The 20,235-nt window shown below is 71.3% G+C and carries 20 protein-coding genes; 7 read left to right on the plus strand and 13 right to left on the minus strand.

The window, feature by feature from the left end:
* Nucleotides 1–309: 309 nt before the first annotated feature.
* Nucleotides 310–687 carry a DUF4267 domain-containing protein gene (locus VFZ92_RS36370; protein WP_330881519.1) on the minus strand — a complete coding sequence of 126 codons (378 nt, stop codon included), beginning with the start codon at nt 685–687 and terminating at the stop codon, nt 310–312.
* 113 nt (nt 688–800) lie between these two features.
* Between VFZ92_RS36370 and VFZ92_RS36375 the strand changes: the two genes are divergently transcribed.
* Nucleotides 801–1,388, plus strand: a complete 588-nt coding sequence (locus VFZ92_RS36375; RefSeq protein WP_330881520.1) for a TetR/AcrR family transcriptional regulator — start codon at nt 801–803, stop codon at nt 1,386–1,388.
* A gap of 96 nt (nt 1,389–1,484) precedes the next feature.
* Here the strand turns inward: VFZ92_RS36375 and VFZ92_RS36380 are convergent, their stop codons facing one another.
* The 4 genes from VFZ92_RS36380 to VFZ92_RS36395 form a co-directional block, all read right to left on the minus strand.
* Nucleotides 1,485–1,754 (minus strand): DUF397 domain-containing protein, encoded by a 270-nt coding sequence (locus VFZ92_RS36380; RefSeq protein WP_330881521.1) that lies wholly within the window; start codon nt 1,752–1,754, stop codon nt 1,485–1,487.
* Nucleotides 1,755–1,819: 65 nt separating this feature from the next.
* Entirely contained in the window at nt 1,820–2,833 is a 1,014-nt protein-coding gene (gene ilvC, locus VFZ92_RS36385; protein WP_330881522.1) for a ketol-acid reductoisomerase, read from the minus strand.
* A 38-nt stretch (nt 2,834–2,871) separates the two neighbouring features.
* Entirely contained in the window at nt 2,872–3,378 is a 507-nt protein-coding gene (gene ilvN / locus VFZ92_RS36390; protein WP_106188137.1) for an acetolactate synthase small subunit, read from the minus strand.
* Nucleotides 3,378–5,210 carry an acetolactate synthase large subunit gene (locus VFZ92_RS36395; protein ID WP_330881525.1) on the minus strand — a complete coding sequence of 611 codons (1,833 nt, stop codon included), beginning with the start codon at nt 5,208–5,210 and terminating at the stop codon, nt 3,378–3,380. The genes ilvN and VFZ92_RS36395 overlap by 1 nt, the downstream gene beginning before the upstream one ends.
* Before the next feature lie 299 nt (nt 5,211–5,509).
* On the opposite strand from VFZ92_RS36395, the gene VFZ92_RS36400 reads away from it, so the two are divergent.
* The 3 genes from VFZ92_RS36400 (at nt 5,510) to ilvD (ending at nt 8,518) form a co-directional block, all read left to right on the plus strand.
* Nucleotides 5,510–6,019, plus strand: a complete 510-nt coding sequence (locus VFZ92_RS36400; protein WP_330881527.1) for a PH domain-containing protein — start codon at nt 5,510–5,512, stop codon at nt 6,017–6,019.
* A gap of 135 nt (nt 6,020–6,154) precedes the next feature.
* A complete protein-coding gene (locus tag VFZ92_RS36405) occupies nt 6,155–6,595 on the plus strand; it encodes a vitamin K epoxide reductase family protein (protein ID WP_330881529.1) in 441 nt (146 codons plus the stop codon).
* A gap of 78 nt (nt 6,596–6,673) precedes the next feature.
* The gene (gene ilvD / locus VFZ92_RS36410; protein WP_330881531.1) at nt 6,674–8,518 is read left to right on the plus strand and encodes a dihydroxy-acid dehydratase; all 1,845 of its coding nucleotides are present in this window, start codon (nt 6,674–6,676) and stop codon (nt 8,516–8,518) included.
* Between the two features lie 54 nt (nt 8,519–8,572).
* Here the strand turns inward: ilvD and VFZ92_RS36415 are convergent, their stop codons facing one another.
* Both VFZ92_RS36415 and VFZ92_RS36420 read right to left on the minus strand, forming a co-directional pair.
* The gene (locus VFZ92_RS36415) at nt 8,573–9,280 is read right to left on the minus strand and encodes a DoxX family protein (protein ID WP_330881533.1); all 708 of its coding nucleotides are present in this window, start codon (nt 9,278–9,280) and stop codon (nt 8,573–8,575) included.
* An 83-nt stretch (nt 9,281–9,363) separates the two neighbouring features.
* Entirely contained in the window at nt 9,364–10,278 is a 915-nt protein-coding gene (locus VFZ92_RS36420; protein WP_330881535.1) for a 2-hydroxyacid dehydrogenase, read from the minus strand.
* Nucleotides 10,279–10,306: 28 nt separating this feature from the next.
* Between VFZ92_RS36420 and VFZ92_RS36425 the strand changes: the two genes are divergently transcribed.
* Nucleotides 10,307–11,239 carry an alpha/beta hydrolase gene (locus tag VFZ92_RS36425; protein WP_330881537.1) on the plus strand — a complete coding sequence of 311 codons (933 nt, stop codon included), beginning with the start codon at nt 10,307–10,309 and terminating at the stop codon, nt 11,237–11,239.
* Nucleotides 11,240–11,250: 11 nt separating this feature from the next.
* Nucleotides 11,251–12,444, plus strand: coding sequence for a PQQ-dependent sugar dehydrogenase (locus VFZ92_RS36430; RefSeq protein ID WP_330881539.1), 1,194 nt, complete (start codon nt 11,251–11,253; stop codon nt 12,442–12,444).
* A gap of 156 nt (nt 12,445–12,600) precedes the next feature.
* Here the strand turns inward: VFZ92_RS36430 and VFZ92_RS36435 are convergent, their stop codons facing one another.
* The 6 genes from VFZ92_RS36435 to gatC all read right to left on the minus strand — a co-directional run bounded on the left by VFZ92_RS36435 (nt 12,601) and on the right by gatC (nt 19,285).
* A complete protein-coding gene (locus VFZ92_RS36435) occupies nt 12,601–15,237 on the minus strand; it encodes a CHAT domain-containing protein (protein ID WP_330881541.1) in 2,637 nt (878 codons plus the stop codon).
* Between the two features lie 93 nt (nt 15,238–15,330).
* Nucleotides 15,331–15,486, minus strand: coding sequence for a hypothetical protein (locus VFZ92_RS36440; RefSeq protein WP_330881543.1), 156 nt, complete (start codon nt 15,484–15,486; stop codon nt 15,331–15,333).
* Nucleotides 15,487–15,784: 298 nt separating this feature from the next.
* Complete coding sequence (gene gatB, locus VFZ92_RS36445; RefSeq protein ID WP_330881544.1) at nt 15,785–17,287, minus strand: Asp-tRNA(Asn)/Glu-tRNA(Gln) amidotransferase subunit GatB; 1,503 nt, start codon at nt 17,285–17,287, stop codon at nt 15,785–15,787.
* Nucleotides 17,284–17,475: a hypothetical protein gene (locus tag VFZ92_RS36450; RefSeq protein ID WP_330881546.1), complete on the minus strand. Its 192-nt coding sequence runs from the start codon at nt 17,473–17,475 to the stop codon at nt 17,284–17,286. The genes gatB and VFZ92_RS36450 overlap by 4 nt, the downstream gene beginning before the upstream one ends.
* 2 nt (nt 17,476–17,477) lie before the next feature.
* On the minus strand, nt 17,478–18,989 hold the full coding sequence (gene gatA / locus VFZ92_RS36455; RefSeq protein ID WP_330881547.1) for an Asp-tRNA(Asn)/Glu-tRNA(Gln) amidotransferase subunit GatA: 1,512 nt from the start codon (nt 18,987–18,989) through the stop codon (nt 17,478–17,480).
* A complete protein-coding gene (gene gatC / locus VFZ92_RS36460; protein ID WP_330881548.1) occupies nt 18,986–19,285 on the minus strand; it encodes an Asp-tRNA(Asn)/Glu-tRNA(Gln) amidotransferase subunit GatC in 300 nt (99 codons plus the stop codon). The genes gatA and gatC overlap by 4 nt, the downstream gene beginning before the upstream one ends.
* 262 nt (nt 19,286–19,547) lie before the next feature.
* On the opposite strand from gatC, the gene VFZ92_RS36465 reads away from it, so the two are divergent.
* Nucleotides 19,548–20,201 carry an ACT domain-containing protein gene (locus tag VFZ92_RS36465; protein WP_259625734.1) on the plus strand — a complete coding sequence of 218 codons (654 nt, stop codon included), beginning with the start codon at nt 19,548–19,550 and terminating at the stop codon, nt 20,199–20,201.
* Nucleotides 20,202–20,235 lie beyond the last annotated feature (34 nt).

A 20,235-nucleotide genomic window follows, 5' to 3' on the forward strand; every position in this document is an offset into this window, starting at 1 on the left:
CCGCCTTGACAAACGAAATCAGGCATCGAGACAATCGCGCAATCGGGGTGGGACAGGACCCGGCCCACATCAAGCACAGCGAGAACCAACCAAAAGCGGCACGCAACCACACAGCCGCAACCTCCGACCAGGGCCGGCACATCACCGAAGGAATGACTCCCCGATCAAACCCCGATCGCGCGATCATCCCCATGCCAAAAATCGAGGTCCGACCGGGGAAAGGGTTTCCCAAGAAGCGCGATCGAGACGGCTCGGGAGATCAGTGGGGCCGGGGGGCCGGTGACGTGCCGCCGTTGCAGCCCGGAGCCGTTACGTCGCCAGCAGCAGCACGCTGGTCACCAGCATCACCGCCGCCGTGACTCCGTGGATGCCGTAGGCGGCGGATTTCGGACCCTTGCCGCGCAGCACGATCAGGGCGTCGCCCACGGGGATGCCCGCCGCGGCGAGGATGAACCAGCCGAGCAGTTCTGGCGTCCCTCCCGCCATCAGGATGAAGGTGAAGAGCCCCGAGGCGATGTCCCGGACCGCCTTGACCGACAGCCAGGACTGGAAGTTCCGGTCTTCCACCGGGGTGTTGGGGATGCCGAAACCCACCGCGGCCCTCGGTGACCACAGGGCACGTGCGCCGATGACGATGATGCCCGCGCCGATCAGTCCGGCCAGCACGTAGGCGATGTTCGTGAGCATGGATCTCTTCCCCTCCCAGCCGCAGGGCCCGTGCTGGGTTCTGTCGGCGCTAGTGTTGCTAGCAACGATAGAACAAGCGGCGACACGATGTCTAGCGTTGCTAGGATGTGGGCATGTCCGCCATCCAGTCGCGGCGCGAGCGTGAACGCGCCCACCGTCATCAGCTGATCGTCACGGCCGCGCGCGAACTCGCGGAGAGCGAGGGGTGGGAGGCGGTGACCACGCGGCGGCTGGCCGAGCGCGTGGAGTACAGCCAGCCGGTGCTGTACAGCCACTTCGACGGCAAGGAGGCCATCGTCAGCGCTGTCGCGCTCGACGGCTTCGGTGAGCTCGGCGCCCACCTGCGGCGCGCGCGGCAGACCGCGTCCGGGCTCGGGGAGGCGTTGCGTGCCGTGTGCCGCGCCTACCTGGAGTTCGCGACCGAGCGGCCCGCCCTGTACCAGGCCATGTTCGTCCTGCCGACCGACCTGGCGTTCGCGAGCGCCGAGACGCCCGCGCCGCTACGGGCCGGGTTCGACGAGTTCGTCGCCTGCTTCTCCCCGGAGGACGACCGGCGTGAGCTGTTCGCCGAGGTCGTCTGGAGTGCGCTGCACGGCATGGCCGTGCTGTCCGACAGCGGGCGCATCCCGGCCGAGCGCCAGGAGGAGCGGCTCGAACTCCTCATCGCGCGGATCGGGGGCGGTGGGGCGACCGCGCCGTGACGGGGTGGCGGGAACCGCGTCCGCCGCTGGTCCTCCGCCGCGACCTCCGAGTTGCCTCACGGCGGCCCGGCGCGGACCAGGGGTCCTGCGCGCGACTCACCAGGGCTCGTCGAACTCGCCGTCCTTCGCGCCGAGGATGAACGCGTCCCACTCCGCGGGCGTGAAGACCAGGACCGGGCCCTCCGGGTGGGCCGAGTTGCGCATCGCCACGTACGTGACGCCGTCCGTGTGCTCGACGAAGGCGATCTCCACGTGTTCGCCGTCCGGGTCGGAGTCGTCACCGCCGCGCTGCCACTCGGCCTTGGTGAGGTCGAGGTTGCCGCGTACGTGAGCCTTGTCGTCGTAGATCGGCGCGCTCTCGGTCATGTCCCTAGGTATACCGGAGCCCGCGACACCGTCGGCGTCGCGGGCTCCGTTGGGAAAAGCGCTGATCAGACCGTGTCGGTCAGCGGGCGGTCGACCCAGGACATCAGGCCGCGCAGCTTCTTGCCGACCTCCTCGATCGGGTGCTGTTCACCCTCGGCCTGCAACTTCTTGTAGTTGTTGCGGCCCGCCTCGTCCTCGGCGACCCACTCGGTCGCGAAGGTGCCGTCCTGGATCTCGCCCAGGATCTTCTTCATCTCCTCCTTGACCGCGGCGTTGACCACGCGCGGGCCGCGGGTCAGGTCGCCGTACTCGGCCGTGTCGGAGATGGAGTAGCGCATCCGGGCGATGCCGCCCTCGTACATGAGGTCGACGATGAGCTTGAGCTCGTGGAGGACCTCGAAGTACGCGATCTCGGGGGCGTAACCGGCCTCGGTCAGCACCTCGAAACCGGTCTGCACGAGCGCGGACGCGCCACCGCAGAGAACGGCCTGCTCGCCGAAGAGGTCGGTCTCGGTCTCTTCCTTGAACGTGGTCTTGATGACGCCGGCGCGGGTGCCGCCGATGCCCGCCGCGTACGAGAGCGCCAGCGCCTGGGCGCCACCGGTCGCGTCCTGGTGGATGGCGATGAGCGCGGGAACGCCCTTGCCGTCGACGAACTGGCGGCGCACGAGGTGACCGGGGCCCTTCGGGGCCACCATGGCGACGTCCACACCGGACGGAGCCTCGATGAGGCCGTAGCGGATGTTGAAGCCGTGGCCGAAGAAGATCGCGTCGCCGTCCTTCAGGTTCGGCGCGATGTCCTGGGCGTAGATGTGCCGCTGGGCGGTGTCCGGCGCCAGGATCATGATCAGGTCGGCTTCGGCGGACGCCTCGGCGGGCGTGAGCACGCGGAGACCCTCTTCCTCGGCCTTGGCCCGCGACTTCGAGGTCTCCAGGAGACCGATCCGCACGTCGACGCCGGAGTCGCGCAGGCTCAGCGCGTGCGCGTGGCCCTGGCTGCCGTAGCCGATCACGGCGACCTTGCGGCCCTGGATGATGCTCAGGTCCGCATCGTCGTCATAGAAGATCTCGACGCTCATGGTGTTACTTCATCCTTCCCTACAGCGGAAAACTCGGGTTAGCGCACCGCGGTGGCGGTGATGGAACGAGCGCCGCGGCCGATCGCGACCATGCCGGACTGCACGATCTCACGGAGCCCGTAGGGCTCCAGCATTCGGAGCAGCGCGTCGAGCTTGTCAGACGTGCCGGTCGCCTCGACGGTGACCGCCTCGGGCGACACGTCGACGACCTTGGCGCGGAACAGCTGCACGGTTTCGAGCACCTGGCTGCGCACGGTCGCGTCGGCTCTGACCTTCACGAGCAGCAGTTGCCGTTGAACGGAAGCGGTCGGCTCCAGCTCCACGATCTTGATCACGTTGATCAGCTTGTTGAGCTGCTTGGTGACCTGTTCCAGGGGTAGTTCGTCGACCGAGACGACGATGGTCATCCGGGAGATGTCGGGGTACTCGGTGCGGCCGACGGCGAGGGATTCGATGTTGAACCCCCGCCGGGAGAACAGGCCCGCGACGCGCGCGAGCACACCGGGCTTGTCCTCGACCAGAACGCTCAGGGTGTGCCGGGTCATCACAGGTCCTCATCGAACAGTGGGCGGATGCCGCGCGCGGCCATGATCTCGGAGTTGCCGGTGCCCGCCGCGACCATCGGCCACACCTGGGCGTCCTTGCCGACCACGAAGTCGATGACGACCGGCCGGTCGTTGATCTCCATGGCCTGCTTGATGACCGCGTCGACCTCCTCGCGGGACTCCGCGCGCAGGCCCGCGCAGCCCATGGCCTCGCCGAGCAGCTTGAAGTCCGGGATGCGGTGCTTGTGCGTGCCGAGGTCGGTCTGCGAGTAGCGGCCCTCGTAGAAGAGGTTCTGCCACTGGCGGACCATGCCCAGGTTGCCGTTGTTGATGACGGCGACCTTGATGGGCAGGCCCTCGATGGCGCAGGTGGCCAGTTCCTGGTTGGTCATCTGGAAGCAGCCGTCGCCGTCGATCGCCCAGACCTGCTTGTCCGGCGCGCCCGCCTTGGCGCCCATGGCCGCGGGGACCGCGTAGCCCATGGTGCCGAGACCGCCGGAGTTGATCCACGTGCGCGGGTTCTCGTACTTGATGAACTGCGCCGCCCACATCTGGTGCTGGCCGACGCCCGCGGTGTAGAGCGCGTCCGGGCCGACCAGCGCGCCGATGCGCTCGATCACGAACTGCGGCGACAGGGTCCCGTCGTCGGGCCAGTCGTAGCCCAGCGGGTAGGTCTCCTTGAGGCCGTTGAGGTGGTCCCACCACGGCCCCAGGTCGACGGTCTTGGAGGAGTGCTCCACCTCGACCCTGATGGCGTCGACCAGCTCGGTGATGATCTCCTTGCAGTCGCCCACGATCGGCACGTCGGCGCGGCGGTTCTTCGAGATCTCCGCCGGGTCGATGTCCGCGTGCACGACGGCGGCGTGCGGCGCGAACGACGAGAGCTGGCCGGTGACCCGGTCGTCGAACCGCGCGCCGAGCGCGACCAGGAGGTCGGCCTCCTGCATCGCGGCGACCGCGCCGACCGAGCCGTGCATGCCCGGCATGCCCATGTGCTGCGGGTGCGAGTCCGGGAACGCGCCCTTCGCCATCAGCGTCGTGACGACCGGGATGCCCGTGGACTCCGCGAGCTTCAGCAGTTCCGCGTTGGCGTTGGCCTTGATGACGCCGCCGCCGACGTAGAGCACGGGCTTCCTCGCGGCCGCGATCAGCTTCGCGGCCTCGCGCACCTGCTTCCCGTGGGGCCTCGTCGTCGGGCGGTAGCCCGGCAGGCGCAGCTCCGGCGGCCAGGAGAACGTCGTCATCTCCTGGAGCACGTCCTTGGGGATGTCCACCAGCACGGGGCCGGGTCGGCCCGTCGCCGCCAGGTGGAACGCCTCGGCGATGGCCCTCGGGATCTCCGCCGGGTCGGTGACGAGGACGTTGTGCTTGGTGATCGGCATCGTGATGCCGCAGATGTCGGCCTCCTGGAACGCGTCCGTGCCGATCAGCGGGCGGCTCTGCTGCCCGGTGATCGCGACGACGGGGACGGAGTCCATGTTCGCGTCCGCGAGGGGGGTGACGAGGTTCGTCGCGCCGGGACCCGAGGTGGCCATGCAGACGCCGACCTTGCCGGTGGCCTGCGCGTAGCCGGTCGCGGCGTGGCCCGCGCCCTGCTCGTGGCGCACGAGGACGTGGCGGACCTTGGTCGAGTCGAGCAGCGGGTCGTACGCGGGCAGGATCGTCCCGCCGGGGATGCCGAAGACGATTTCGCAGCCGACGGCTTCGAGTGAACGGACGAGCGACTGGGCGCCGGTTACGCGGATCGGGGCTCCGCTCGGCGGGGCCGGTTTGGGCCGCGGGCCGGGGCGGGGCGACTCGCCGGTGGCCTGTCGCGAGGTTGCGCTAGTCATCTGTCTGCCTCGTGGTGTCGGATGCGGTGGTGGGCCCACCTGGGGGTCCGGGCACGAAAAAACCCTCGACAACCCGAACGGGTCGTACGAGGGTCGCGCGTCGACGCAGCTTCTACTGCCTAGGCGTCGACGCGCCTGGGAAGTACGAGAACGAGCGTGCGCTGCATGGGGGTGACGTTAACGGTGAATCCGCGGCATCGTCAACTGGGCGGGATCGAAATCCCGGATCGTGGACGTGACGTGGTCCACGGTCCGGCCCCGGATCACCCGCTCGGAGGCCCGGTGCGACCATGGCGGACGTGGACAAGCTGGTCTTCCGAATCCCCGCCGTCGCCCTCCTCGCCTCCGGGGTGGGGTTGATCTGCGTGACGCCCGTGGCGTTCGCCGTGCCCGGCCTCCAGGTGCTGTACGTGCTGCCGCTGGCGTTCGCCGCGTGGGTGGTCCGGCTGCGCACGACGGTGACCCGTGAGCGGATCGTCGCGCGCGGGGCGTTCGGCTCGAAGACCGTGGCCTGGGACGACGTCAAGGCCGTCAAGCTGTCGGAGAAGTCCTGGTTGAGCGTGGTGCTGGCCGACGACGAGCTCATCCCGCTGCCCGGTGTGCGGATGATGCACCTGCCCGCGCTGGCGGCCGTGAGCGGCGGCCGGATCACCGTTCCCGCGGTCGAGGTGCGGGAGCCCGTCGCCGACGAGGGGGGCGGGGAGGACGGGGCGGCCGACACCGCCGCCGAGCCCGGCGAGGCCGAGGCCGGAGCGGAGACCCCGACCGACGGCGCCGACACCGACCGGGAACGCTCCGAACGTCCCTGAGGGACCCCGGCACCGCGGTTCGGGGTTCCGCACCGCGGGCGCGGGATCGGCCCCCTGCCAGAAGATCACTCGATCGAGTAGCACCGGGCCGCGGTTCACACCGGTCCAACCCGCGCCCTCCGTACAGTCGGGGCCGTGCTCAAGACTTCCCGCGTCCCGCTGGTCAGCCTCCTGCTGGCGCTCGCGGGGCTGGCCGTGTCGATCTACCTCACCATCGCGCACCACAGCACCTCGAACCTGCTGGTCTGCGCGGAGAACAGCGTCGTCGACTGCGCGTCGGTGACCAGCAGCGAGCAGTCGGAGCTGTTCGGCATCGCGGTGGCCGACCTCGGCACGGCGTTCTACGCGTTCCTGACCGTCCTGTGCCTGCCGTGGGCGTGGCGCTCCGCGAACCCGTGGGTCGGGTGGGTGCGGCTGGGGTCGCTGGGCGTCGGCGTGCTGATGGTCGTCTACCTCGTGGCGGCCGAGCTGTTCCTGATCGGGAAGATCTGCCTGTGGTGCACGGTGGTGCACGTGATCACGCTCGCACTGGCCGCTCTGCTGGTCACGGCCGAGCTGCGCACGAGTAACGTCTGAGGGACCCCGGCCCCACCCGCACGTCACGCCCACCAGGCGTCTGATCACCTCACGCTGTTCGCAGATTCTGGAGGAGCCGTGCCCCCGCTCCGGTCCCGCACCACCACTCATGGCCGCAACGCCGCAGGCGCCCGTTCGCTCTGGCGGGCGACCGGCATGACGGATTCCGACTTCGGCAAGCCGATCATCGCCATCGCGAACTCCTACACGCAGTTCGTGCCGGGCCACGTGCACCTGCGCGACCTCGGCGACATCGTCGCCGAGGGCATCCGCGAGGCGGGCGGGGTGCCGCGCGAGTTCCACACGATCGCGGTGGACGACGGGATCGCGATGGGGCACAGCGGGATGCTGTACTCCCTGCCCTCGCGCGAGGTGATCGCGGACGCCGTCGAGTACATGGTGAACGCGCACCAGGCCGACGCGATCGTCTGCATCTCGAACTGCGACAAGATCACGCCGGGCATGTTGAACGCGGCGCTGCGGCTGAACGTCCCGGTGGTGTTCGTGTCGGGCGGGCCGATGGAGGCGGGCAAGGCCGTCGTCGTGGACGGGGTGGCGATCCCCTCGTCCGACCTGATCACGACGATCTCCGCGTCGGCGAACTCGAACGTCGACCAGGCCGGTCTGGACGAGGTCGAGCGGTCGGCGTGCCCGACGTGCGGGTCGTGCTCCGGCATGTTCACCGCGAACTCGATGAACTGCCTGACCGAGGCGCTCGGGCTGGCGCTGCCGGGCAACGGTTCCACGCTGGCGACGCACGCCGCGCGCCGGGAGCTGTTCGTCGACGCGGGCAAGACCGTCGTGGAGCTGTGCCGCCGCTGGTACGAGGACGACGACGAGACGGCGCTGCCGCGGACGATCGCGAACCGCAAGGCGTTCGAGAACGCGATGGCGCTGGACATGGCGATGGGCGGCTCGACCAACACGGTGCTGCACATCCTCGCCGCCGCGCAGGAGGGCGAGATCGACTTCACCCTCCAGGACATCGACGACATCAGCCGCCGCGTGCCGTGCCTGTCGAAGGTGTCGCCGAACTCCGACTACCACATGGAGGACGTGCACCGGGCGGGCGGGATCCCCGCGCTGCTCGGTGAGCTGGACCGCGGTGGCCTGCTGCACCGGGACGTGCACTCGGTGCACAGCCCGTCGCTGGAGCAGTGGCTGACCGAGTGGGACGTCCGCGGGCCGAACCCGTCCGAGCGGGCGGTGGAGCTGTTCCACGCCGCCCCCGGCGGCGTCCGCACGACCGAGGCGTTCTCCACGTCCAACCGCTGGTCCTCTTTGGACACCGACGCGGCGGCGGGCTGCATCCACGACGTCGAGCACGCGTTCACCAAGGACGGCGGCCTGGCGGTGCTGCGCGGCAACCTGGCCGAGCGCGGCGCGGTGATCAAGGCCGCGGGCATCGACGAGGAGCTGTGGCACTTCGAGGGCCCGGCGCGGGTCGTGGAGAGCCAGGAAGAGGCCGTGTCGGTGATCCTGAAGAAGGAGATCCAGGCCGGTGACGTGCTCGTGGTCCGCTACGAGGGTCCGGCGGGCGGGCCCGGTATGCAGGAGATGCTGCACCCGACCGCGTTCCTCAAGGGCTCGGGGCTCGGCAAGAAGTGCGCGCTGATCACCGACGGGCGGTTCTCCGGCGGGTCGTCGGGGCTGTCGATCGGGCACGTCTCGCCCGAGGCCGCGGGCGGCGGCGCGATCGGGCTCGTGCGGGACGGCGACCGGATCCTCATCGACGTGCACGAGCGCAGGCTCGAACTGCTCGTGGACGAGGACGTGCTGGCCGAGCGCCGCGCGAAGATGGAGGCGAGCGAGCGGCCGTGGCAGCCGGTCGACCGGGTGCGCCCGGTGACGGCGGCGCTGCGGGCGTACGCGCGGCTCACCACGGACGCGTCGACCGGGGCCGTGCGCGACCCCTCGCGGTAGTCCCACCGGGGGTCGGGCCCGCCGCCGAGGGCGACCGCGGGCCCGACCCCGGCGTCAGACGGACCGGAACACGTACAGCGTCGCCACGACCGCCGCGGCGGCGATGACCAGGAAGACGGAGCCGCTGAGCAGGGGACGGCGGAACCAGGACCTGCCGTAGTCGAGGGCGGCCCGGCCGGGGCCGGTGAACAGCAGGGCGAACGCCATCACGGCGAACGACGCCTCCTGCTCCACGCCCGGCGCGCCGAAGAAGCCGCCGCCCCACTTCACCACGATGGCGTTGGCCATCACGCCGAGGATGCCCGCCGCGGCCAGCGGGGTGAACAGGCCGAAGACCAGCAGGATGCCGCCGCCCAGCTCGGTGATGCCGGTGACCCAGGACAGGATGCGGGCCTCGCGGAAGCCGGAGGACTCCAGGAACTTCGCGAAGCCGTCGATGCCGGGGCCGCCGAACAGGCCGAACACCTTCTGGAGGCCGTGCACGACGAACGCTGCGCCGAGGCCGACCCGCAGCACGAGCAGGCCGAGGTCGGTGCCGCCGTTCCAGCCGAACACCCTGCGGTGGTCGTCGTCGTCCTCGTAGTGCGGCTCGACCTGGTCGAGGGGTGTGTAGCCGGTGTCGTCGAAGGCCTTCGTGGAGGCGTCGAACGACTGCGTCCCGTCGTCGAAGTGGTGCACGCCTCCGCCGGAACCGCTCGCCGGGTAGAAGCCGTCGTCGGGGTAACCGCCGGAGCTGGCCGAGCGGTCGTCGTGAGTAGCCACGACCCGGCACGATAGGAGACTCCGGCGGCGTTGGCGAGAGCCCATTCCGCCCGACCGACCGGCGCGAACGCCGACCGAGCGGGTCAGTAGTCGCCTTTCACCAGGTTGGCGGGCTGCTCACCGGCCGCGAACCTGGTCATCTCGGAGACGACGACGGCGTACGAACGGCGTTGGGAGCCCGTGCAGCTGCCCGCCACGTGGGGCGTCAGGAACAGGCCGGGCGCGGTCCACAGTGGATGTTCGGCGGGCAGCGGCTCCGGCTCGGTCACGTCCAGCGCGGCGCGCAGCCGACCGCTCGTCAGCTCGGCCAGCAGGGCGTCGGTGTCGACCACGGGGCCGCGGGCGCCGTTGACCAGGATCGCGCCGTCGGGCATGGCGGCGAGGAAGTCGGCGTCGACCATGCCCGTCGTCTCGTCGGTCAGCGGGACGACGACCAGCACGGCGTCGTGCTCGGGCAGCAGCGCGGGCAGCTCGTCCATGCCTCGGACGCCGTCGCGGGCCGTGCGGCCGACGAGGGTGGCGGTCGCGTCGAACGGTTCGAGCCTGCGGCGGAACTGCTCGGCGAGGTCGCCCGCGCCGACGACGAGGACGCGCTTGTCCTGGAGGGTGTCGGTGACGTGGTAGTCCCAGCGGCGCTCCTGGCGGGCGGCCTCGAACGCCGGGAAGTCGCGGTAGATCGCGATCAGCGCGCCGATCGCCCACTCCGCCGTGCTGCCGCCGTGCGCGCCGCGGCACGTGGAGAGCAGCACGCCCTCCGGGAGCTGACCGACGAAGCGCTCCGCGCCCGCGCTGAGCAGCTGCACCAGTTCGAGCTTCGGCAGCTGGGCGTAGACCTCGCGCGGATTGGTGCCCTGGAGGAACTTGGGCACGAACACCCGCGCGTCGGCGGCGTCCGGTGGCAGGGGTTCACCCGGCTGGTAGCGGACCGCGCGGACACCGTCCACGGAGGACAGCGCCGTCACGCCGTAGTCGTCGGGGACCAACACGATGAGCGTCACCCCCGAAACCTACGGCACACTGCCCCCCATGCAGGAGCACGACGTCACGAGCGAGGACGGCACGCGGATCAGGGTGTGGCAGACCTCGTCGGAAGGTCCCACCGTGCTGCTGTGCCCCGGCCTGGGCACCACGCCGGAGACGTGGCCCGCGCTGCTGCTGCCCTCGGCGGGCGTGCGGGCGCTGAGCTGGTACCACCGCGGCACGATGGGGTCGGAGCGGCCGGAGGACGAGTCGCGGATCGCGCTGGCCGACCACGTCGCCGACGCGCTCGCCGTCCTGGACGACGCGGGCGTCGAGTCGTGCGTCGTGCTCGGCTGGTCGATGGGCGTGACGGTGGCGGCCGAGCTGGCGCTGGGGCACCCGGACCGCGTGTCGGGGTTGATGCTGGTCGCGGGCGCGCCGGGCGACTCGTTCGAGAGCATGCTCGGCATCTCCGGCCTGCCGCCGGACGTGCGCAGGCTCATCGGTCTGACCGGCACGAGGGCGCTGCGCGCCGCGGGTCCCCTGCTGGACCTCGTGCTGCACCGGCTGCCGATCAACGACGTGACGACGTTCCTGCTGCGGCACAGCGGGCTGATGCTGGCGTCGAGCGCGCCCGAGGCCGTGGCCGGGTCGATGAGGCGGTTCCTGCGGCACGACTGGAGCTGGTACTTCACGCTGGCGCTCGCGCTCGGGCGGACGCCCCGGCAGGACCTGGCGGGCGTGACGTGCCCCACAACGGTCCTGGCGGGCCGGTACGACGTGCTGGCCTCGCCGGAGAGCATGGCCGGACCGGCCGGTGCGCTCCCGCAGGCGCGGGTCAGGGTGCTCCCGACCAGCCACTTCCTGCCGCTGGAGGCTCCGGAGGTGCTCTCCGAGGAGCTGCTGCTCCTGATCGACCGGGTCGACGCCGTGCACCGGGCGCTCTACGACCTGGACCCGCCGTCGCCGCTCACCTCGGGTTCACGGCCCCGCGCCTAGGGTCAACACCCGTGTCACGTCCTCAGCGGTTGCTCCGCGCGGTGCTCGCGAGCACGGCCATCGGCCTGCTCGCGGCGGGCTGCGCCGACTTCCCGGAGCAGCCGTCGGCCGCCGGGTGGAGCGCCCAGCCGCAGCTCACGCCGCAGGCGGGTCCGACGCCCGAGATGCCGGGCGGTCTGCCGCAGGGCGGCGGCCAGCAGCCGGGCGGGCAGCCGCCGACGTCGGTGCCACCGCCCGAGGGCTGCAAGGACTTCAACCCCGCCGTCGTGGCGACCTGCCTGAACCCCCTCTCCGGCGTGGCGCTGATGGACGTGAACCAGTCGACCGGCGTCGTCACGGCGCTGGCGACCGAGCGGACCACCGGCAAGCTGCTCAAGGTCAGCAAGGACGTCGACCCGGTCGAGGTGGGCAGCTTCGCCGTCGACGCGACCGGCGACGGCGGCCTGACCGGCCTCACCCTGTCGCCGACCTACGGCGAGGACCAGCTCGTCTACGTCTACCTGACCACCGACACGGACAACCGGGTCATGCGGATCGCGCCGGGCGACACGCCGAAGCCGGTGCTCACGGGCATCCCGAAGGGCGCGACCGGCAACCGCGGCGTCCTGGGCCACGACCGCGAGGGCGCCCTCCTGGTCGCGACCGGCGACGCGGGCGACCCCGCCCTCGCCGCCGACCCGGCCTCGCTCGCGGGCAAGCTGCTCCGCATCGACGCTTCCGGCCAGCCCGCGGCGGGCAACCCCACCACCGGCTCCGCGGTCGTCGCCAGCGGCTTCCGCTCGCCCGGCGGCGTGTGCGTGTCGGCCGACGGCACGAAGACGTGGGTCACGGACTCCACCGCCTCCGCCGACGTGCTGTACCGGATCACCGCGGGCAAGCCGCTCGGCTCGCCCGCGTGGACGTGGCCGGACAAGCCGGGTGTCGGCGGGTGCGCGTCGCTGTCGAACACGATGTGGGTCGCCACGTCGAACGTGCCCGGCACGCAGATGATCGCCATGAACGCCGAGGGCGGCTTCACCGGCAAGCCGGAACCGTTCCTGGACAAGGAGACCGGCTTCGGCCGCATCGGCCCGCTGGTGGCGCTGGACGACAACACCGCGCTGGTGGGCACGGTGAACAAGGCCGCGGGCGGCACGCCGATCTCCAGCGACGACCGCGTGGTGATCGTGCTGCGCGACAGCTCCAGCGGCGGGAGCAAGGACTAGGGCCTCGGGCCGTTCACGACGAGGGCGCACGTCGGCGAGGCCGTCCTCGCTGAACGGCGAGCACTCGATCCGGAGGTCGCTGTTCGGGTGCACGGCGTGCGCCCGGCGGCCGGTCCGCGCGCCGGGGGTGACGAGTTCTGGAACCCGCAACCCATATCAGCCCGACCCCAGGCACACGAACGGCCGCCGCAGCGGGTCGATCGCGATGGCGTCGGCGAGCGCCACGGCCGGGGACGCCCCCGACGACAGGCCGCGGTGGTAGTCGCCCATGGCGGCCGCCGCGGGCTCGTCGCCCACGCGGCTGCTGGCCGCGATCACGGTGTGCGCGCCGCTGGCGAGCATCGCCCCCGCGAACCCCAGCGCCTCGTCACCCGGCCGGATGCGGTTGAGGGCCAGCTCGCACGCGGCCAGCACGACCTGCTTCGGCGGTCGCCTGACGCGGCCCACCTCGTGCGCGAAGAGGGCGCCGTCGGCGAGTTCCAGGCGGGAGAACAGGGCGTTCTCGGGTTCGTGCTCACCGTGCGCGGCGATGTGGGCGAGCGAGACGCCGTCCAGCGCGTCGAGCACCGGGCCGACCCTGGCCTCGGTGCCGCCCAGCGAGGTGGCGTCGGCGTGGTAGCCGGCCAGCTTGTCGATCTCGCCCTCGGCGGCCTGGAGGCCGGGGCCGCGGACCAGGAGGACGCCCGACGTCGAGTCGGGCCCTGCCTGGCTGGTGGCGAGCCACGCGGTGGCGGAGGGGACGACGGTGGTGGGGCGGGACTTGCACTGGCCGAGCACGCCCCACGGCACCACGTACAGGGCGCCGGTGGGGACGATGACGAGTTCGCGGTCGCCGAGCAGGTCGGCGAGGGGCTGGAGGAGCTGCCGGTCGAGGAGGTCGGCCTGGCGGCGGGCGGACGTGGCGATGACGTCGGCCAGCGCGGCGGGGAGGTAGTCGGGGGCCAGGGCGTTGAGGTCGGCGTGCAGGCGCAGCGCGGCCTCGGTGGCGGCGGGCGCGGAGCCGAGGCGGACCATCCGGACCCTCCCGCCCGCCACGACGACGGCGACCAGGTCGTCGTCGGACGTCGCGAAGCTGATCATCGCGCGGTCGCCCAGCTCGGCCTGGACGGCCCGCAGGTCCGCGACCGGGCGGGCCTTGCCCCACGGGCTGGCGCTCCAGCCCAGGCGCATCGCGTCGCGCTGGCTGGTGGCGTAGCGGGCCTCCAGGGTGGAGGTCGGGTGGCCGTCGAGGCGGGCGCGGAGCAGCGCGCGGCTGAGCTGGCGGACCTCGGCGATGCTCTCGACCAGTTCGGCGTCCACCGTGGACTCGACCGGCTGGTAGCGGTACATCTGGGCGCGGGTGCGCTCCAGCCAGGTGAACAGGCGCTTGGCCGAGGCGGCGGAGCCCGCGCCGTCCAGCACCAGCCGCACCGCCAGCTCGCCCAGCTCACGGCCGTGCAGCGCGGTGCCGGACACCAGCTCCAGGCCGCCCATCTGGTCGCGCATCCGGCCGAGTTCGGCCAGCCCTGCCTTGGCCTGCGCCAGCGCGACGCGGCGGTTGCCGGTGGCCAGCGCCAGTTCGGCCCTGGACAGGCGCACGAGCATCCGCTGGTCGATCGTGCTGGTGCGGCGGACGCGCGGCACCGAGCGCAGCAGTTCGGCGGCGCGGTCGGTGTTGCCGCGGCGCACCTCCAGGCGCGCGGCGAGGGCCTGCGCGACGGTGGCCTGGTCGGGCAGCTTCAGGGCGGAGAGCCGTTCGGCGAGTTCGAGCGCGCGGTCGACGACCCGCCCCGACGGTCGGCGGCTGTCGAGGGCGCGGAGCACGTCCGCGCGCAGCGCGATCAGCCCCGCGACCGCCGCCCACGCCGGGCTGCCGCGCCGGGCCAGCTTGCGCTGCGCCGAGTTCGCCATCCGCTTGGCCGTGCGGAGTTCGCCGTCGAGCAGGGCCGCGGCGGCGCGGAGCAGCTCGGCCTCGGCGATGTCCTGGCCGATGCGCTGCCTGCGCAGCTCCGGCAGCACCTCGTCGAGGTGGCGCCCGGCCTCGTCGACGAGACCCGCGCTGATCAGGGCCTCAGCCTGGTCGATCCGCAGCCGGAGCAGCATCCCCGGCTCCAGCTCCTGGTAGACCCGGTTGGCCTCCTCGTAGCGCTGGAGGGCCGCGGGCAGGTCACCCGCTCGCTGGAGCACGTTGCCGAGCGCGTGGGTCGCGATGGCGGCGCGGACGGGGAGGTCGTGGCTCTTCGCGAGCGCGACGACCCGGTCGAGGTCCGCCGTGGCCTGCGCGGTCCGGTGCACCTCGCCGTAGGCGTTCCCCCGGTTGGACAAGGAGATGATGAGCGACTCGACGCGCGGCTTCAGGTCGTCGGCGTGCTCGGCCACGCGGCGTTCCTGGTAGGCGATGTGCAGGTCGAGGTGGTAGATGCCCTCCTCGATCCGCCCCACGCGGCACAGCAGGACGCCGTGGTTGGAGTCGACCAGTCCGTAGAGCTCGTCGCGCAACCGCTGGTCCGACAACGCGGTCAGGTCGTGGCGGGCGGAGGCGAGGAGCGTCAGGCCGTCGTCGAGGCTGCCGGTCTCGGCCAGGCAGAAGGACAGCGTGACGAGCTGCCTGGTGCGCAGCTCCAGGCGCTGGTCCGGGTCGACGTCGGGCGCTTCGAGGACCGCGAGTCCCCGTTCGAGCAGGCGCGCCCCGTCGAGGTAGCGCTTGGCGACGGCGGCCTTCCGAGCGCGGCGGTGGAACTCACGCGCGCGTTCGACGGCACCAGCGGGATCGACACGGGACGCACCGCGTGACGACGCAACGCGGATCGACACAGCCACCGTCATATCAGAGCACAAACGAAAGCCGGACACCGCAGGCTGATCGGGGTACACCCGTCCGCCAGCGGCATCCGGCCTCCGGAGTCGCTAGTTCGCGGGCTGCGGCTCGGTCTGGGTCTCGTACGGGCCGCCGTTCGGCACCACGGGAGCGGGGTCCTTCGGCGACTGGTCAGGCGCCGTCCCGTTCTCGTCCGGCACGATCGCGTCGATCTCCTCGATGAGCTTCGGGTCGGTTTCAGCCATGAGTTGTTCTCCCCTAACAACAGGCGACCCGTTCGGGTCGGTTACCTGATCCGGTTTATTCATGATCATTCCCAAGCCCCCCGGCTTGGCGAACGGGTCAAGCCTGACACAGATGGACGCGTCTTCGATGAGTATTTTCACCCATTGCGACCGAAAATATGACTCAGATCATCGCTGACCAGGGTTTACGGCCCATCAAAGAGACTTTGGACCACCCGATCGGAGCAAGGGGATAACACAACGGAGGCGTTGCCCGACCGCATAAAGCGGACTGGACAACGCCTCCGACGTGGAATACCTAGGAACAGCGGGAGATCACGAGTTCGCGCACCCGCTTGGCGTCGGCCTGGCCCTTCGTGGCCTTCATGACCGCACCGACGATCGCACCCGCGGCGGCCACCTTGCCGTCGCGGATCTTGTCCGCCACGTCCGGCTGCGCGGCCAGGGCCTCGTCGACGGCCTTCTCCAGGGCCGAGTCGTCCGAGACGACCTTCAGCCCGCGGGCCTCGACGACCTGCTCCGGCTCACCCTCGCCGTCGAGGACGCCGATGACGACCTCGCGGGCGAGCTTGTTGGTCAGCGCACCGGAGTTGACCAGCGCGACCACCTTCGCCACCTGCGCCGGGGTGATCGGCAGCGCGCCGAGCTCCACGCCGCGGGTGTTGGCCTGCTGCATCAGGTACGACACCCACCACGACCGCGCCTCGACGGACGTCGCGCCCGCCTCGACGGTGGCCGCGACGAGGTCGACGGCGTCCGCGTTGACCAGGTCGCGCAGCTCGGCGTCGGTGAGCTTCCACTCGGTCTGGATGCGCTTGCGCCGCTGCGCGGGCATCTCCGGCAGCGTGAGGCGCAGCTCCTCGACCCACTCGCGCGACGGCGCGATCGGGACGAGGTCGGGCTCCGGGAAGTACCGGTAGTCCTCGGCGGTCTCCTTGCGACGGCCCGCGCGGGTCGTGCCGGAGGCCTCCTCGAAGTGCCGCGTCTCCTGCACGATCTCGCCGCCCTCGGCGAGGATCGCCGCCTGGCGGGTCATCTCGAAGCGCACGGCCCGCTCGACGCTGCGCAGCGAGTTGACGTTCTTCGTCTCCGTGCGGGTGCCGAGCACTCCGGAGTCCTTGGGGCTCAGGGAGACGTTCGCGTCGCAGCGCAGCGAGCCCTGGTCCATCCGGACGTCGGACACGTCGAGCGCCTTGAGCAGGTCGCGCAGCGCGCTGACGTACGCGCGGGCCACCTCGGGTGCGCGCTCGCCGGTGCCGGGGATCATCTTCGTGACGATCTCGATCAGCGGCACGCCCGCGCGGTTGTAGTCGAGCAGGGAGTGCTCGGCGCCGTGGATGCGACCGGCCGTGCCGCCGACGTGCAGCGACTTGCCGGTGTCCTCCTCCATGTGCGCGCGCTCGATCTCCACGCGGAAGATCTCACCGTCGTCCAGCGTCACGTCGAGGTAGCCGTTGAACGCGATCGGCTCGTCGTACTGGGACGTCTGGAAGTTCTTCGGCATGTCCGGGTAGAAGTAGTTCTTCCGCGCGAAGCGGCACCACTCGGCGATCTCGCAGTTGAGCGCGAGACCGATCCGGATCGCCGACTCGACCGCGACGCCGTTGACGACCGGCAGCGCGCCGGGCGCGGCGAGGCAGACGGGGCACACGTGCGTGTTCGGCTCGCCGCCGAACTCGTTGGCGCAGCCGCAGAACATCTTGGTCCTGGTGTGCAGCTCGACGTGCACCTCCAAGCCCAGCACCGGGTCGAAGCGCTCGACGACCTCGGCGTAGTCCATCAGGTCAGCCACGCTCGTCACGCTTTCCCGTCCTTCCGGAACCCGCGCACGGTCAGCGCCGCGCCGGTGATGGCCACGACGACGCTGGCCACCGCGTTCGCGAGCGCCAGCTTGTCCTTCTCACCCCTGGCGGTGCGCAGGGTGGAGAACGCGCTCGCGGCGGCGGCGGCCGCGCCGAGCAGGCCGAAGAGCCCTCGGGCTTTCCTCATGGTCAGATCCCTTCCAACTGCGGGACGCGCTGGATGAGCGGACCGCCCTGGGCCGCGTCGCGGGCGACCTCGTAGGCGGCGGCGACCCGGTACATGCGGTGGTCCTGGAGCGGCGGAGCCATGATCTGGAGACCGACGGGCAGCCCGTCGTCGGCGGAAAGTCCACTCGGGACGTTCATCGCCGCGTTGCCCGCCAGGTTCGACGGGATGGTGCAGAGGTCGGCCTTGTACATGGCCATCGGGTCGCCGGAGCGCTCGCCGATCTTGAACGCCGTGGTGGGCGTGGTCGGCGACACCAGCACGTCGACGGTCGCGAACGCGGCGTCGAAGTCCCGCGAGATGAGCGTGCGGACCTTCTGCGCCGAGCCGTAGTAGGCGTCGTAGTAGCCGGACGACAGCGCGTACGTGCCGATCATGATGCGGCGCTTGACCTCCGCGCCGAAGCCCGCTTCGCGGGTCAGCGACATAACCTCCTCCGCGCCGTGCGTGCCGTCGTCGCCGACCCGCAGGCCGTACCGCATCGCGTCGAAGCGGGCCAGGTTGGACGAGGCCTCGCTGGGCGCGATGAGGTAGTACGCGGGCAGCGCGTAGTCGAAGCTGGGGCAGGAGACCTGGACGACCTCCGCGCCGAGCTGCCGGAGCTGCTCGACGGCCGCCTCGAACGACGCCAGCACACCCGGCTGGTAGCCGTCGCCGCTGAACTGCGCGACGACGCCGACGCGGACGCCGGACAGGTCGCCGGACGCGCCTTCGAGGGCCGCGGCCACGACCGGGGGCACCGGGGCGTCGATGGACGTGGAGTCCATGTGGTCGTAGCCCGCGATGACCTCGTGCAGCAGCGCCGTGTCGAGGACCGTGCGGGCGCACGGCCCGGCCTGGTCCAGCGACGAGGAGAACGCGACCAGGCCGTAGCGGGACACCGAGCCGTAGGTCGGCTTCACGCCGACCGTGCCGGTCACCGCGCCCGGCTGGCGGATGGAGCCGCCGGTGTCGGTGCCGATGGCCAGCGGCGCCTCGAACGCGGCCAGCGCCGCGGAGGAGCCGCCGCCCGAGCCGCCGGGGATCCGGTCGGTGTCCCACGGGTTGCGGGTCGGGCCGTAGGCGGAGTTCTCGGTGGAGGAGCCCATCGCGAACTCGTCCATGTTGGTCTTGCCGAGGATGACGACGCCCGCGGCGCGGAGCTTGCGGGTCACCGTCGAGTCGTACGGCGAGTGCCAGCCCTCCAGGATCTTCGACCCGCACGTGGTCGGCATGCCCTCGGCGACGAGCACGTCCTTGAGCGCCAGCGGGACGCCCGCCAGCGGGGACGCCACCGGTCGGCCCGCGGCGACGTCGTCGTCGACCTCCTTCGCGGCGGCGAGAGCGCCCTCGGCGTCGACGTGCAGGAACGCGTTGATCCCCTTGTCGACCGAGGCGATGCGGTCGAGGTGCGCCTGGGCGACCTCGACCGCCGACACCTCGCCACCGTGGATCTTGGCGGCCAGCTCGGCGGCCGTGCTGCGGATCAGGCTCATGCTTCCTCACCCAAGATTCGGGGCACGCGGAAGCGGCCGTCCTCGGCGGCGGGGGCGCCCGCGAGCGTCTTGGCCTGGCCGAGGCTCGGGCGCACCACGTCCTCGCGGAACACGTTGGTCAGCGGAACGGCGTGCGACGTCGGCGGGATGTCGGCGGTGGCGATGTCGCCCACCGCGGACACCGACTGCAGGATGACGTCGAGCTGACCGGCGAACAGGTCGAGCTCGTCGTCGGTGACGGCCAGCCTGGCCAGCTTGGCCAGGTGCGCGACCTCGTCGCGGGAGATGCTGGGCACCTCGTCAACCCCCGTGGGTCGGTAGTCGGATTTTTGGACTACACGAGTCTATGGCGAGGTCAGCACCGGCTCCGACCGGGTTGCCGGGGGCGGCCGATCGGGCGGTGCGCGATTTTACCGGAGCGCAACTGTCGGAGGAGAGTCGGAAAGCGATAGTTCGTCTGCGAGAATCACCGGTCGGCGGTAACGGCACGTGGCGCGTACCGCTCACCGAAACCGCTCGGGTGATCATCTCCCGCGCATGAGCATGGAGGCGTTCACCGTGTCCTTCCTGATCCGGGTTCAACTCCCGGACCGTCCCGGCACGCTCGGCGCGGTCGCTTCGGCGCTCGGCGAGATCGGGGCAGACATCCTCAGCGTGGACGTGGTGGAACGCGGCGGCGGTGTGGCGATCGACGACCTCGTGGTCGAACTGCCCTCCGGCCGCCTCCCCGACGTGCTCATCACCGCGGCCGAGTCCATCGAGGGTGTCGAGGTCGACGCGGTGCGCCCGTACGCGGGCGTGCTGGACACGCACCGCGAGCTGGAGCTGGTGGAGGAGGTGGCCGAGGAGCCCGCGAAGGGCCTCGCCGTCTTCACCGAGGGCGTCCCGAAGATCATCCGTGCGGGCTGGGCGGTCGTGCTCGGCCACGACGCCAAGGGCGTCCACCGGATCACCGCCAGCTCGGCGGCCCCGGAGACCCGCATGACGAACCCGCCGTGGTTCCCGCTCCAGCGCGCGACCGTGCTCGACGGCGAGGAGGACTGGGTCCCCGAGACGTGGCAGGAGCTGGGCACCGAACTGGCCGCCACGCCGCTGGGCAAGCCGGACCGCGTGCTGCTCGTCGGCCGTCCCGGCGGTCCGATGTTCCGCGCCGCCGAGGTCGCGCGGCTCGCCCACCTCGCCGGGATCGTGGCGGTCGTGCTGCCGGATTGACCCTGACACCGTGTGAGGCCGTTGACTCGGGGGT

It is taken from the genome of Umezawaea sp. (assembly GCF_036375055.1).
Taxonomy (GTDB): domain Bacteria; phylum Actinomycetota; class Actinomycetes; order Mycobacteriales; family Pseudonocardiaceae; genus Umezawaea.

Bases quoted from the DNA above. Each gene is read 5' to 3' on its own strand.
- VFZ92_RS36370 (WP_330881519.1), bottom strand. From the start codon at position 687: ATGCTCACGAACATCGCCTACGTGCTGGCCGGACTGATCGGCGCGGGC.
- VFZ92_RS36375 (WP_330881520.1), top strand. From the start codon at position 801: ATGTCCGCCATCCAGTCGCGGCGCGAGCGTGAACGCGCCCACCGTCAT.
- VFZ92_RS36380 (WP_330881521.1), bottom strand. From the start codon at position 1,754: ATGACCGAGAGCGCGCCGATCTACGACGACAAGGCTCACGTACGCGGC.
- ilvC (WP_330881522.1), bottom strand. From the start codon at position 2,833: ATGAGCGTCGAGATCTTCTATGACGACGATGCGGACCTGAGCATCATC.
- ilvN (WP_106188137.1), bottom strand. From the start codon at position 3,378: ATGACCCGGCACACCCTGAGCGTTCTGGTCGAGGACAAGCCCGGTGTG.
- VFZ92_RS36395 (WP_330881525.1), bottom strand. From the start codon at position 5,210: ATGACTAGCGCAACCTCGCGACAGGCCACCGGCGAGTCGCCCCGCCCC.
- VFZ92_RS36425 (WP_330881537.1), top strand. From the start codon at position 10,307: ATGCAGGAGCACGACGTCACGAGCGAGGACGGCACGCGGATCAGGGTG.
- VFZ92_RS36440 (WP_330881543.1), bottom strand. From the start codon at position 15,486: ATGGCTGAAACCGACCCGAAGCTCATCGAGGAGATCGACGCGATCGTG.
- VFZ92_RS36450 (WP_330881546.1), bottom strand. From the start codon at position 17,475: ATGAGGAAAGCCCGAGGGCTCTTCGGCCTGCTCGGCGCGGCCGCCGCC.
- gatA (WP_330881547.1), bottom strand. From the start codon at position 18,989: ATGAGCCTGATCCGCAGCACGGCCGCCGAGCTGGCCGCCAAGATCCAC.